14 protein-coding genes are annotated in these 13,947 nt (G+C 56.4%); 2 read left to right on the forward strand and 12 right to left on the reverse strand.

What is annotated here, in order from left to right; genetic code table 11:
- Positions 1-46: 46 nt before the first annotated feature.
- Entirely contained in the window at positions 47-2,470 is a 2,424-nt protein-coding gene (locus tag ESZ00_RS06285; RefSeq protein ID WP_129207276.1) for a hypothetical protein, read from the forward strand.
- A gap of 299 nt (positions 2,471-2,769) precedes the next feature.
- Positions 2,770-3,573: a metallophosphoesterase gene (locus tag ESZ00_RS06290; RefSeq protein WP_229740996.1), complete on the forward strand. Its 804-nt coding sequence runs from the start codon at positions 2,770-2,772 to the stop codon at positions 3,571-3,573.
- Here ESZ00_RS06290 and ESZ00_RS06295 read toward each other — a convergent pair.
- From ESZ00_RS06295 to ESZ00_RS06350, 12 genes are all read right to left on the reverse strand, one after another.
- Complete coding sequence (locus tag ESZ00_RS06295) at positions 3,557-4,465, reverse strand: TadA family conjugal transfer-associated ATPase (protein WP_129207277.1); 909 nt, start codon at positions 4,463-4,465, stop codon at positions 3,557-3,559. The two genes, ESZ00_RS06290 and ESZ00_RS06295, sit on opposite strands and share 17 nt — an antisense overlap.
- Complete coding sequence (locus ESZ00_RS06300) at positions 4,462-6,219, reverse strand: type IV secretory system conjugative DNA transfer family protein (protein ID WP_164981369.1); 1,758 nt, start codon at positions 6,217-6,219, stop codon at positions 4,462-4,464. The genes ESZ00_RS06295 and ESZ00_RS06300 overlap by 4 nt, the downstream gene beginning before the upstream one ends.
- 292 nt (positions 6,220-6,511) lie before the next feature.
- Positions 6,512-6,820 carry a hypothetical protein gene (locus ESZ00_RS06305; RefSeq protein ID WP_129207279.1) on the reverse strand — a complete coding sequence of 103 codons (309 nt, stop codon included), beginning with the start codon at positions 6,818-6,820 and terminating at the stop codon, positions 6,512-6,514.
- A gap of 247 nt (positions 6,821-7,067) precedes the next feature.
- The gene (locus ESZ00_RS06310; RefSeq protein WP_129207280.1) at positions 7,068-8,114 is read right to left on the reverse strand and encodes a hypothetical protein; all 1,047 of its coding nucleotides are present in this window, start codon (positions 8,112-8,114) and stop codon (positions 7,068-7,070) included.
- Positions 8,111-9,163 (reverse strand): hypothetical protein, encoded by a 1,053-nt coding sequence (locus ESZ00_RS06315; RefSeq protein ID WP_129207281.1) that lies wholly within the window; start codon positions 9,161-9,163, stop codon positions 8,111-8,113. Before ESZ00_RS06315 ends, ESZ00_RS06310 begins: the two co-directional genes overlap by 4 nt.
- Positions 9,160-9,453, reverse strand: a complete 294-nt coding sequence (locus ESZ00_RS06320; RefSeq protein ID WP_129207282.1) for a hypothetical protein — start codon at positions 9,451-9,453, stop codon at positions 9,160-9,162. Before ESZ00_RS06320 ends, ESZ00_RS06315 begins: the two co-directional genes overlap by 4 nt.
- A gap of 2 nt (positions 9,454-9,455) precedes the next feature.
- Entirely contained in the window at positions 9,456-9,761 is a 306-nt protein-coding gene (locus ESZ00_RS06325; protein WP_129207283.1) for a hypothetical protein, read from the reverse strand.
- An 89-nt stretch (positions 9,762-9,850) separates the two neighbouring features.
- Positions 9,851-10,249 (reverse strand): hypothetical protein, encoded by a 399-nt coding sequence (locus ESZ00_RS06330; RefSeq protein WP_129207284.1) that lies wholly within the window; start codon positions 10,247-10,249, stop codon positions 9,851-9,853.
- A gap of 31 nt (positions 10,250-10,280) precedes the next feature.
- Complete coding sequence (locus tag ESZ00_RS06335; protein ID WP_129207285.1) at positions 10,281-10,694, reverse strand: single-stranded DNA-binding protein; 414 nt, start codon at positions 10,692-10,694, stop codon at positions 10,281-10,283.
- Positions 10,695-11,255: 561 nt separating this feature from the next.
- Entirely contained in the window at positions 11,256-12,803 is a 1,548-nt protein-coding gene (locus ESZ00_RS06340) for a DNA cytosine methyltransferase (RefSeq protein ID WP_204520157.1), read from the reverse strand.
- A 71-nt stretch (positions 12,804-12,874) separates the two neighbouring features.
- Positions 12,875-13,261 carry a hypothetical protein gene (locus ESZ00_RS06345; protein ID WP_129207287.1) on the reverse strand — a complete coding sequence of 129 codons (387 nt, stop codon included), beginning with the start codon at positions 13,259-13,261 and terminating at the stop codon, positions 12,875-12,877.
- 5 nt (positions 13,262-13,266) lie between these two features.
- The gene (locus ESZ00_RS06350) at positions 13,267-13,944 is read right to left on the reverse strand and encodes a VirB8/TrbF family protein (protein WP_129207288.1); all 678 of its coding nucleotides are present in this window, start codon (positions 13,942-13,944) and stop codon (positions 13,267-13,269) included.
- Positions 13,945-13,947 lie beyond the last annotated feature (3 nt).

Consider the following 13,947-nt stretch of genomic DNA (forward strand, 5'->3'; position numbering starts at 1 on the left):
TACAGTTCGCGTTCAGCGCTCAGGTTGTAACGCAACAGGACAAACGATGAATCTCGCAGAACTCAGTCGAAGAACTTGGCTCTTGTTGTGCCAGGCACATGCTGGCCAACACATGCAGTTACGTGTCAGAGCAACGGTGCTGATTTTGGCAACTGTTTTCGCGTGCGCGACGCTAGATGCTTCCGCCGATGGCCACGAAAAACAATTGCGGCAGTTTACAGTGGCTGACGACATTGAAGTAGCCCAGTTCTTTGACCCGCTTTCAAATAAACCACCAATTGCAATTTCACCAGATGGATCGTTCGTCGCAGTGCGCCTCCAACGAGGCTTACTGGCACAAAACCGCCTTGAGGACGAACTTCGCATATATGACATGACGGTATTGCGCACATTTGTCAATTCTTCGCATCAGACAGCCTTACCTCAGCCATTGAGAATCCTCCGTGAGGAGACCTACTCAAAAGGGGTTCTAATCTCGAATATCCGTTGGTCATGCGACTCGAAAGGATTTGCCTTCTTGCTCAAGGACGAGCACGGCAAAGACCAACTGATGTGGATGGGGCTGAAGGATTCCCACCCACGAATGCTTTCCACAAAGGGTCAGGATGTTGTGGCCTTCGATATCCGTAGCGCTATACATTACGTCTACACAGTTCGCAGGGCGGACGGGCAGAAGCGTCCAAAACAAGAAAACTCTGCGCCTGCTATGGACGTTACGGGACAATCTTTCACCAATCTATTGTTCTCCGATTACAATGCAGCGTGGAATGACCGGAGCGAGCTTTGGGCGTCCACCAATGGACATCCACATCCGGTAGTGTCCCTCTCTTCTCACCGTCCAGTGATTCTTTATGATGAAGGACAGCAGTCGTTGGCCTTGTCCCCAGACGGGGATACCGTTGCGACAGCCTTACCGATAAACGAAGTGCCGATAGAGTGGGAGAGTCTCTATCCCGCACCTACGAAAGATGATCCCCACCGTATACACACGATCCATGAAGAGCCTGATTCGGATACAGGCGTGAGCCAATACGCAATAATAAATTTGCGCACAAGGAAAATAGACCTGGTAACGAACGCGCCCACTGGAAGATCTGCTCATTGGGTAGCAGGCGGGCTCGCAGCATTGGCATGGTCAAAAGATGGAAAGTTCCTGGCATTGCCTAGTACATTCGTCTCACATGGAAACTTCCGCGATGAGTATCGAGCACCTTGTTTAGCCATAGCCGATGTAGTCGGAGGCACGGTTCAGTGTCTGGAACCCATCAGGGCATCTCACGACGCGGACGGAGCACCAAATCCTGATTATTTCTTTATCGATAAGCTCAACTTCACCGGTTCGACCCTATCGATGTACTACCGACATTACGACCAGTCGAAGGGTACCCGGGTATTCTCGATAGATTCAGGAAAATGGAAACGAAGCTCTGATAAGCCGGTCGCGACAACCGCATTGGCCTTGGATCTTTTGATTCAGGAAGGGCTCAACACGCCCCCAGTGTTGGTGGCGAGAGATCCGCAAACAGGTTTATCTCATGTAATTTGGGACCCCAACCCCCAATTGAAAACTATTAACACTCGAGACGCCGTTGTTTATCACTGGAAAGATGATGCTGGAAATCAGTGGGTAGGTGGGCTATACGAGCCAACAAATTACATTCCAGGCCAACGCTATCCATTAGTCATTCAGACCCACGGTTTCAACGAAAAAGCATTCCTGCCCAGCGGAACGATGTCAACTGCTTTTGCAGCGCGAACGTTCGCGGGCGCAGGAATCATGGTCCTGCAAGTTCTGGGATGTCCGGTCCACGCTAGCAATACTGCAGATGAGGCTCCTTGCAATGTTCGCGGATACGAAGCGGCAGTGAAACAGTTAGAGGCAGATAAGATGGTCGATCCCCAAAGGATTGGGATAATCGGTTTTAGCCGTACTTGCTATTACATTCTAGAAGCGTTGACTTCTAGCCGTCTACGTTTCAAGGCTGCGTCTATTACCGATGGTGTTGATTATGGCTATTGGCAATATTTATTAGCTGTCGATTTAAACCACAATGCGGTGGAGCGCGAGTCTGAAGGAATATACAAGACACAACCATTTGGTAGCGGACTACAGAAATGGATTGATCATTCTCCGGAATTCAAAATGCAGAATATAAACGCCCCTCTAATGGTTGTGGGTGAGGGAGAGGCAAGCTTATTAAGCATGTGGGAGCCTTACGCAGCCCTGCGTTACCTACATAAGCCAACCGACCTTGTGTTGCTCCATACAGACGAACACATATTGACAAATCCAGCAGTGCGCATGGCTTCGCAGGGTGGCTCGGTAGATTGGTTCCGATTTTGGCTTCAAGGTTATGAAGACCCTGTACCTGCCAAAGCCGAGCAGTACAGGCGGTGGGAGGGATTATGTGACATGCAGAGAAGCAGTCATCCAGACGAACCAGCATATTGCGTCAAGTCCAGACAGTAATGGCGTGTTCGGTATGAGCCCTTTGGCTTGTAGGAAGCGTTGAACGCGACGGAGATTAAGGCTTCTATGCATGTTCCTGATTCAACTTCTCCACTGATGAATCGCCGGCGCTTTCTAAGGCAGAGTTTTGCGTTCAGCGCATTAGCTGCGCTCGGATCGGTTGCCATTCCCGGCACCGCATTGTCATTTGAGTACGCGACAGCGGACCTCCTGATGATTGGGGATTGGGGAGCAGACGGCGACCATTCCGCCCAGTCCGCTGTGGCTGTGGGAATGCGTCAGTATGCGCGGCGGCACAGGTGCAGGCTTTGCTTTTGCTAGGCGATAGCTGGTATGGCGCACTCGATGGCGGCATTAGCTCTGCCCGCTGGCAGAGCCAATTTGAAGAGATGTACCCTGCCGACGTGTTTGCGTGCCCCGCCTACTCCATCCCTGGCAACCACGATTATCAACGGTGGCCCGACAGCAAAGTAGTTGCGGAGTTGGAATATGCTCGTGTCGGCAAGACCAGTGCAGGTCCGACACGCTGGACCATGCCGTCGCTATGGTATCGCTTTGAGTTTCCGGCAAAGCTTCCCCTGATTACTTGTCTCGCGCTCGACAGCAACATGCCGTATGCAGATGGCACCACAAGCCACGGACGGGATTTCACCCTGACGCCGCAGCAGCAAACGGAGCAACTTGCGTGGCTCGAAGCGGAGTTGCAACGGCAGCGCACGACGCCCTTCCTTGCGGTGATGGGACACCACCCTATCTATTCGGATGGCCCACATGGGGACCACCATGTTCTCATCAGAGATTGGGACCCATTGTTTCGAAAATACAACGTGCATCTATACCTCGCGGGTCACGACCACGACCTGCAGCATCTCGAATTCGAGAATCATCCAACGAGCTTCTTTCTCTCGGGTGGCGGCGGTGCGGATTTGTACAACCTAAAGGTCGATCAGTCACAGCGCGGACCGTATGCGCAGAAGGTGTATGGCTTCAGTCATCTCTCCGTAACCGAAAGACAGATTGCACTTCGCCATCTGGACAGCAATGGCCGCATTCTTCATGGTTTCACGAAGACACCTGATGGAAAAGTCAAATTGCTGAACTAATTGTGCGGACATCGTGTACATACCGACGACCACGATCCCGCCGAATAAAGACAACCAGATCAATGCATCGGCGTATCTCGTCCTCTGCCGTTGCGAGGACGAGGTTTGTCGTGTTACGGATCGTCAACAAAGCCAGCCGGTAGATCGCTTCCTCAGAACTGCTGGCATGAATTGTCGCCAGAGTTCCTCGGTGGCCGGTGTTCATGGCGTCCAGAAGAGTCCGCGCTTCGGGGCCACGCACTTCTCCGACAATGATGCGGTCAGGCCGATGCCTGAGTACCGCCTTTAGAAGATCATCAAATGTAATCCGGCTATGGTGTGTGTCCGTCTGAGACTCCGCGGAAACGACATGCGGCTTGCGTAAATGCAGTTCAGCGGTGTCTTCAATGAGCAAAATGCGCTCATGGTCAGGGATGGCATCGGCAAGCGTCCCGAGTAGAGTGGATTTCCCACTGCCCGTTGCACCCGCGATCAGGATGTTCTGTCCGCTCTCTACGGCCTCGGTCAAGGTCGCTGCCTGATCCTCAGTCAGCATTCCGGCCTTAATCAGGTCGGCTAACTTATATCCTCTGGTGGTAAATTTTCGGATCGTCATTAATGGACGTGGGTTAACAACAGGTGGGATCATCGCCGCGAGTCGGCTGCCATCGGGAAGCCGCAGGTTCAGAATCGGCGAATCAACGTCCAGCTTCTTGCCGAAACGGTTGGCAATCACTTCGAGTCCGGTTTGGAGCGCACCGTCTTCGAAGGAGATCTCGGGCATGAGCCTGACCTGGCCTGCTTCTTCGATCCAGACGGAAGAATCTGGATTGACCATAATTTCGGAAATGGTAGCGGATGCCAGTAGGTCCTCAATTGGCTTCAGGAACGGGATGATGACTTCAAAGCTCACGCTTGAATCCTCTCTGGATCGAATCCAATTCGTTCCTGCTCAAACCAGCTCATCGTGACAGGCAGGAAATCTGGCTTGAGATAGCAATAGGTGGGCGGCAGCGGACTCACTCCGTCGAAAGCGACCACAACCGACTGCGCGTTCTTGAGATCGAAGAAGACCTTCTCCTCGAAGAGTGGCTCCTTATGTTTCTGGTATTGCTTGGAGGCCGAGACGGAACCTTTGCTGGACGAGGTGCGGCCACTGAGCCAGCCCACGTTGGCGTTGTTGCTGGACTCGGAAACCGTGTAGCTGATACGCGTGCGGTCCGCCTTGCCGCACAGCTCAGATGCGTACCGGGCCGTCTCCGGGTCGGTGGTGGTTAGGAAGACTTTATTGCGCAGTGCCTGCAGCAGGGTCTTAACGCCTTCATTGGGCAGCGCGTCTTTGAGGCTCGACACGCTCTGGGTGGCCACGATGGGGATGCACTTCGGCTGGCGGGATAACGAGAGCCAGCGTTCGTCACCCGTAGGATTGTCGGCTCCAACGGTAGCGAAGTTCTGGTATTCGTCGCAGATGAATACGGTCGGTCGGAAGTGCCGGGTTGGGTATTTGTCCATCTTTGGGATGCGCAACTGCACGGCACGCTGGTAGTCGATCTTCATCATCGTGCCAATGGTTTTGGCCAGCGCGGGATTGAGAGCTACGGGAAAGTTCAGCCCGACGACGGCGCCCGTTTCGATCAATGCCTCGAAGGGCGGCAGAACGCGCCCATGCGGATCATCAGCACAGGGTTTGCCTTCATAAAGGTCCTTTGGCGGGCAGAACACACGACGCACATCGGGATCGGTCTCGAACAGGGACAGGAACACGGCGATGCCCTGAATGATCGAGGTTTTGACTTCAGAACGGAAAAATTTCCAGTGTTCCCAGTACCAATAGTCGATGCTTTCAAAGCGTTGGCGCTGCTCCAGCGGGTGCAGTTTGCGGGTCAAGATATCGAAGGTGGCCGATGTTTCCTGGGTCAGCAGATCTTCGAGGGCTTCCGTCCAGACGATCAAATAAAGGTCCACATCCTTGTTCCACTCAAAGCCAAGAGGCGAGAGCAGAGTCTCATATATTTGATATGCATCCCTGCCGATACCGATGTAGCTGGTCGTACTGAAGCGTGCGCCGACTTCAACGAGCATGGACTCAAGTGCACCGGCGCTGATCACTGTGCGGAAGAGGTCGACCATCGTCAGATACCCATCGCGGATACGGTGGAGCAGGATCACGTACCGGACAAGGTCGGTGTAGGACTGCTGCCAGAACGGCTCTTTGCCCTTGCCCCAGATCGAGGTAATGATGGACGCGATATTGAATGCCTGGGCGTAGGGATCGAGCGAGTTGTTGAGCGGGTTGTAACGGATGTCGCCGTCGAGCGAAACCTCGACGTAGTCCCGTTCGCGCCCGCACCACTTCAGGATGCGCTGAAGCTGCCGGCAGAGATCGCCTTTGACTTCGAGGACGATACCCGAGAGCTTTCGTTCCGGATCATCTGCGTGATACGCGAATAACTGGCGCATCGCCGGAAGAATCAGTCCATAGGTCTTGCCACTGCCGATAGAACCGAAGGCCGCAATTCCCGTGTACAGACCACGTTCTGAAATCGAAAGCCATCGCGGGCCAGGACTCGGTGCCGGAACGAGCTGACGATGGACTTCGCCGATAACCAAAGAAAGATCTGCACGGGTCCGTGGATCGGGATACGGAGGTAATGCTCCGGCTGCCATATCCCGGTCACTCCTATATAGGTGGACATACAGCAGCGAGAAGATCATGGAGCAGGCCAGGAACGGTGTCGAGTACAGGAAGAGGCCGTAGCTCCACACAATCGCACGAAAGACCGGAGGCCGCTCCAACTCAATCAGGCGCAGGAACTGGCTTGCAGTATTGAGTGGAAAGCTGCTGGTGAAGACGATGCCACAAGCTACGCTGAGCCCAAGCGAGAGCAGGAAGCGGTTCTCCACCAATGGTCGAACGATGTTTTGAAGACGAGGTTTGATTCGCATGACCGATACCTCGCTACGCGCGTGTCGAAACCAGCGAGTCAGATTTCGGTACTGCGTCGCTGGTTGGCTTAGCTGTCAGAGTTGAAGGCTTCGCAATGCTGGCAGGCCGCGCAGGATTCACAACAGAGCTGGCCTTGTGCTTCTGGAAGTCCTCTTCCTGGGCCAGCGCAAAGCGCAGCAGCTCGTTGATAACGAACCTGCGCTCGTTGTTCGACCAGCTCGCCAGCAGGTCGATGTCCTGCGAGATGGTGTCCTCAATGTTGGTCTTGAGCAGGACGAGATTGACCTTGCTCGCTCCATGTTCGATCTTGAATTTGCTCATTGTCGGTTTCCTTTCTGGCCGTCATCGGGCCGGAGTTGGTACTCGTTTTGGTCTGGGTCAGGTACAGGGCTCGACTGAATCAGATACTCGGTTGAGCCCAGAGTTGGTACGTGGCAGAGGGGGCGGGAGCGACCAGCGCGGCGTAACGCCGACGCGATAAGGTGCGGAGCACCTGGGGTCGCTCCCGCCCCCACCACACACCCCTCCCTGACCCTGCGACTTGATGCAAATCGTTGCAGCTGCATGACTAATGTGCCTCCGTTTGTGTTTGGTCGCGTGTCTCGTGACGTGTATCCTCACCCTGCTGGACGGATGGCTTCTGGCGCAGGCTGTAGATGGGATAGCTGTATGGAAGAACGACCGTAGTGAAGGTTGCACGCAGAGGCTTTTGCATGAATCTCTGCCGGATTCTGTCGACGGTGGTGCTCTGGTTATTCCACGCTGCCTGAAGTGCGCGATGTTCGAGCGTTGTGTACAGGTGCTCTCCCTCGCGCAGGACTTCGAGATCGCGGGCGCCTGTGATGCCGCCCTTTGTCTCGTACCGTTGGCTGGCCGCGAGGTATTCGAGAAAATGCTCGACCCCCATCGGTGTCAGCGACGTGACGCCACGCAGCCGATCCGCAGGCAGAAACCGGTTGAACGTGACCGTAGCGCGTGTGGAGTTGTTTTCCGTGTCGGCCACATACATCAGCTCAAACTCACCGATCGCTTCAAACAGACGCTGATATTGCGTGAGGAAACGCTCAAAGCGACTCGCAGTGACCTGGCCTTCATCGAAAAACGTAAACGTGGGGACGCCAGCGTTTGTGACGAGAATGGGATAGCCATCGGGGAAATAGAGCGGTCGCTCGACATAGCTATGCGGCAAGACCTTGTGGGCGATGCCACACTGGGTGGTGAAGAAGTCGACCTTGTTGGCCTCGTCTTCGAGGACATTGGCGTGAAGATTGGAGAGGATGAAGTCAAGCACCATCAGCCGGGACTTGATGTGGGCGTCACCTTTGATGCGGCGGTTCTGCGAATCCTGCCGCCCTAACGCGGCGTAGACCGGCTTCGAGGTCAGGTGATAAATGTGATGTCCACGACCGCATTCGATGACATGGATGTGGTGGAGGCGGTTTGCTTTTTCGAGAAAGCGGGTGGAGAGTGCGCCACTTCGCCAGTTCACGAATCGGGAGAACTGCCTGCTCAGGAAGTAACCGGAGTGAACGGCAACCAGATAGAGGAACGAGGCTTCTCGTTCCAGGTAGCCGATGGATTGAAGCGAAGCGATGGGATCGTGGTCCAGCGTCATAGGTCCAGAATGTTCTCCATAAGGTGGCTGTCGTCCTCGATCTTCGCGGTCAGCGAAGAGCGATCGGCAGACGAGGCGTAGTTGCGGAAGCCGGCCTGCGCCTTGGAGCGCAGATGACCGGCGTGGTAGGCGGCGGTCAGAACCTCAATGTCCTGGTGGCCGGTGCGTGAGCCCTGATCGATGTCGTTGTCTGGATCGCGTGGCAGGTCGTAATCGATGCGGGCGTCCGGGATCTGAATCTTCCCGTTGACGAACGGCAGCTCATGCCGAGCAGCGACTTCATTTTTGATCTCAGCCATCTCCCGCGTCGGGGCAGCCTTCCGCGCGGCATAGATATCTTTCTGGATATCGGCCTTGATTTCGAAGTCCAGACGGACCCGAAGATTTGTGCCCCCGCTGCGCTCGATACGTTCGGCTTCTTTCCGGTATGCCCGGTAGATCTGAGAATCATGCTCAACTTCACGCGGCTTTACCAGCCCTGCATAGACCTTCTGGTCTTTGAGCAAGTCTCCATCCTTAATAAGGAGACGGCGGCCAGCTTTCGTAAGCGTGACGACCTCGACGCGCTCGATCGTTCGCCTACGCCCATCGCGGCGAAGGTTGACGTGTTGGGTCTCGATGAGGCCCTTGTCGCGGAGGTATTTCAGATCGTTTTCAAGCGGTCGTGCCTTGCCGTTGTAAAGCGTCTCGCGGAGATCCGCTGTGCGGACGACGCGGAAGCGACCAGCTTCGCGCAGGAGTTGTTTCTCTTCGGGGCGAAGTTCCAGACCGACGACGTTGCCGGCGGCACGCGCCGGACGGCGCGGGTCTGCCGAGGCAACAGGACGGCAGCGCTCACGCGGAATGTCATGGGAAGGTTCATGGCGTTTCTTCTTTACCGGCTGGCGGCTTCTGCGAGTGTCGGCAGAGTGTTCGTCTCGCGAGTGCAGATGTTGATGGACGGGATTTTCGGGTACGCGGCGCCCAAGCGCACGCGCATCACCAGTTGTGGGAGAAGAGATATCTCCCTCACGACGGCGAGGCTGTTCCTGTGGGATGTCCAGCCTCATTCGTCTTCTCCATCAGTACCGCGTTCCGCAGGAGGAGGCGCGAACTCCAACACCGCTTGCCCTGATACCGATTTGCCGGAAGACCTCTTCGGGCGTTCACTGGCCGGAGCCGTTACGCCGGTTTCGGCAGAAACAGGCGCAGGCTTTGGGCCGTGTCCGACGACACGACGCACGTCGTAGTCGGACAAGCGAGTGAAGCGATTCATCTCTTTCTGCGCTGCTTCCCGCATTGCGCGGACCTTCGCCACCAAGTCAGGTGTGCGTTCGAGATATTGGTCTTCACTCTGCATGACTATCGCTCCTCTTCATCCCCGAACTGAGCGAGGATTTCCGCGGATAGCTCGCTCTGTCCGGTATGTATTTCCTGATCGAGGTGACGTAACTTACGGCCCGTATCGCGCAAGAAGAACTTGCGCTCGATCCAGATGGTCAGGCCGAGGATGTTGGCAAACAGCAGAGCGCAATAGAGCGCGATGCTCTGGAGGCAGGTGCGCAGGATGAGACTGCGCCAGGGCACGAGGAAGCGCAGCTCGTGCATCGACCAGAAACCGAGTGCGAGGAAGATTAGCGTGGCTACAAAGACTGCGTTGGCGATCATCTCGATCCTTTCCGCCGCTCTGAAAGAGCGACATTGATGGAACATAAGCGGAGAGGTGCCTACCTCCCGCAAAATCGGGCGTCACAACGTCAGTCGCTGTCGCCTGAATCGACAACCCACAAGGGACGATCCAGCCGCTGGACATGAACGGCGAAGATGGCAGTGGTCATGCGCTTAACTGGGTAATTTTGGCCGCCAACGACGACGATGCGGACCTCCTCAATCTCACGCATCTCTGCCTCGATTTCGAGATACTCGCCGCGTCTCATGCCACGGAGGAAACCACAGAACCACGGTCCCTCGCATACGATCCGGTGCCAGTCGATTCGTGGATTCCATTCATTAAGCGCGATGTCCCATGTGCCGCGCATAGTCGCTACATGCAGGACAACGTAGGCACCGTCTGTGATGGGCTCAGAGGCATGAATCTCGGCATCGCGACCGAGGAAGCCGCGGATTTTCACACTGCTCTCGAAGAGAGTTGTCATGATTGCACCTCCCGAGGGAGGACAACGCGGCCTAAGCCGCGTCGTCCTCCGTGATCGGCTCGGCGTCGAGATTTTCCTCGCGTGAGCTCTCAGGCTTCGCCAGCTTCTTGACGATGCTGGCTCGCACCTCCCAATCGCGGACCTTGATCTTGATCTGCTTCTTGTCCTTGACAACCACCAACTCGCGCTGTGTGCTGCGCGTCTCACCAATCACCTCGACGTAATCGCCTTTCTCCAGGCCCTTCGCGTAATCGGCGGGTTTGCCAAAAGCGACGATGCGGTGCCACTCGGTGTGGTTCACCCACTCGTTCGTCTGCTTGTCCTTGTAGCCGGTCTTGGTGGCCAGCGAGAAGACCACGAAGGTCGTCTGGTTTTTGGTTGCGAAGCTCTCGGCGTCCTTGCCGACATAGCCCTTCAGTTTCTGTTCGTTTTCGTAGAGTGCCATGTCATTTCTCCTTGGTGTATTTGCCCGAATTACCCTCGGGACACTCCTGCGCGAAGCGACGCGAGTGTGCCCCGCTCCCAAGGCCAAACGGCGCATTTTCGGAAGGTTCGGAGAATCTTTTCGTCCGCGTTCTGTGCGGAGATTTGCCGAAAAGATTTTCTGAAAGCCGAAAAAGCAGAGCCGTGCCGTGCCGCAGAGCGCGGGACAAGCACCGAGCGAGTGACCGAGGGTGAGCAGGGAAAATACGGGAGAATTGGCGCTCTACGGAAACATCTGTCTGAAGGGTGCCGGTTGAAGATGCCGATGCAATCACACCAGACCAGACTTTGTAGCTACTCGCCACCAAGACCGGCTGCAAAAGCAGAGCGTGAGTAAACCGCACGGTCAGGCTTGCAGCATCGTAGTCGGCCTGCCACGATGCCGAGGGCCTGAAGAAAGACGATCGGTGTAAAGGTGAGACGTCTGGTGTACGCTCGACGGGGTCAAGGACATGAAGCAAGCCGTCTCCACGCATCAATTGGGAGGTGCGCGTCAGCATCGTCTGTATAGATGTCCGATGACTCACGACTTCCTCCCGACACCGAGCTGGTCATGGAGGATGGAATCGACGGCTGCGATGCGTTCTCCGATCCAGCGCATGACCGGAACAGCCATCGAGTTGCCGAGTGCCTTGTAGCGTGGCCCGTCGGCAGCAAGCCTGCCACGGTATTCAACCAGGGTGTAGTCGTCGGGAAATCCCTGTAGGCGCTCACACTCGCGTGGAGTCAGACGACGCACGGCCATCTGCGAATGCAATAGATTCGGCGGACCATAGCTGGTATCGGAGCTGTCGGCCTGCCTCGCGTAGGACGCGGTTAATGGCGAAGCGATGGGATGCTGTAGGACAGCATCGAGCTGCTTGCCGCTTCGCGTGCCGGTGAGACTTCCGTGTACGTTGCGCTCCCGAACTTCGCCGCGCTGGTTCGTGCTGATCGCCACGGCAATCGGGCCTCCCCCGTTGGCATGGCTTCGGTCGTGGCCCATGCCGCGGAGCGTGGGCGCGACATCATCCACATCCGCTCCATAGTTTTTCGCGGAGAAGGCAATATAGCTGTTGGTGCTTCCGCCAGAGGCAGCGCGCACGCTGGCCGTGTCAGACGTTTCCGGCATCGCCCCGCCCTCTCTGCCGCGCAGATTGAATGCGACTGCTTGGGCCACGGCGCTCTCCAGAGTGTGCGCAATATCATCGGAGACGCCGCTGCCGTTCGATTGTGTGTGCGCTGTCATGATGGCGACGGGCACCATTGGCACACCACGTCCGGTGCCGTCCTCGCTGGCATCGAAGCCATCGGCGGAAAGCGAATGCGCGATCAGCGTTTCGGTCTCATAATCCTGCCGTCCCATGCCCCCGGCATTTAGACAGTGGGAGATGTCGTCGGTCGAAGTGATCAGGCCACCATTGAGGTCGAAGTCGGTTCCTGGGCCGCCACCGCCATGAGCGCGTGCGCTAAGGGTGGGGGCAATGTCTTTCCGCGTTTCTCGGCGCGGCGGAGGATTCCCCGACAGGCTCGACCTGTTAAGTAATACCGCCGCGGCAGCTCGCCAGTCTCCAGCACATCCGACAACGAAGACGCGTCGCCGTCGTTGGGGTACTCCGAAATACTCAGCGTTAAGAATTCGGTAGGCGATCCCATACCCGCACTCGACCAGCATTCGGAGGAAGGCTCCAAACGTCCGTCCTCCGTCGATCGACAGGACGCCGGGGACGTTCTCCCAAACCACCCATAGGGGCCTGAGTCGATCAGCAAGTCGAGCAAACTCGATGGTGAGGTTGCCACGCGGATCATCCAGTCCCGCTCGGTTACCGGCGATGGAGAAAGACTGGCAAGGTGTTCCTCCGGCCAGAAGGTCGATTGCTCCCACATCCTCTTTACCTATCTTTGTGAAGTCGCCTGCATTGATGACGTCGCCATCGGCAGGCAGAGCAACGATGTTGCGAATGGCTGCCGCGCGACGCTTGGCTTCTTTGCGATCCGGCGCATCGTGTGGTCTGGGCATGAACACAGGCCGCGATGCGCGATAGCACGAGCGCAGCAGCCAGCAGCAGAAGGGATCGATCTCCGCGAACATGGCAGGCTGCCAGCCGAGTGGTTGCCATGCAACCGAGACGGCTTCAATCCCGGAGCATACGGAGAGATACCTCATGCCGCACTCCGAGGTCCGCGTTTCCGTGTGCAGAGCACATTTAGGGCGCCGAGGATATGGGTCATCGAGGTATTACGGCCGTAGAGCACCATGTCCGCATAGCGGACGGGTGCAAGGTCGCCTGCGCGGTCCACCAGCAGCAGAGGAATCTGCAGATCCGATTCAAGTAGGCGGTGGATTAACCTGCCCGCGAGGTCACCCTGTTTTGCATGGATCAGAACTCCGCAGACCAGCTCAAGGCTACCTGCCATCATGACGGCAGCGGCGCTCCGGCTATCGTCGATCGCGGTGACCTCATAAGGCTGCAGACGGAGTGCGAACGCAGTAGTTGAAAGCAGTTCGCGGTCGGCGCAATAGAGCGGGATTTGCTTCTTCGGTCGCATCGCACTTAACTCCCGAATGCCTGGTCTTCATGGACGTAGCTGATGACAAGACCGAGCGGATTGACGAGCAGCATGTTGTTGGGAACCTGATCGCGGAAGCTGTAAATCACATTTGCTGTCCAGCGTTCGCGCCGCTGTTCCTGTCCGTCGCCGGGTGAGCGGAAGACCTTTTGAAACTCGACTTGGGCGCGATAAGGGGTCTGCCTGGTGTCTTCCAGTACAACCGCATCAATCTCGATGTCGACATTGAGCTGACCGGGATCGAGCAGGAAGTTTTGGAGCGTCTTCTGCTGGTTGACCTTTGCCAGCGTTGCCGACTGCAACGGATCGGAGAGGAAACTTAACGACTGCGAGAAGTCGCGCTGCAGCGTCGCATGGTTGCGTCCGTAGTAAAGCTCACACCAGCGGGCGAGGTAGTATTTGCTCACTCGCTCGACAGGAATTTTGGAGAAGTCAGCGTAGTTCATTACCTGGCCGCGTCCGATGTCGTAGACCGCGATGACAAGCGGCTTCAGCCGCGAGGCAGCCGTCTCGGCTCGCCAGAGGAGCGCAAGCAAAGCGAGCGCGACGATGGAGAGCACGAGCAGAGCGATCTTCAGGTAGGTATTGGTCACGACAGGCTCGGCGTAAAGCTCGAGGAACCTGTGCCCGGCTTCGGTGGTGGTGAACGATGTCTTTGCCATAGC

Source organism: Silvibacterium dinghuense, from assembly GCF_004123295.1.
GTDB lineage: Bacteria > Acidobacteriota > Terriglobia > Terriglobales > Acidobacteriaceae > Silvibacterium > Silvibacterium dinghuense.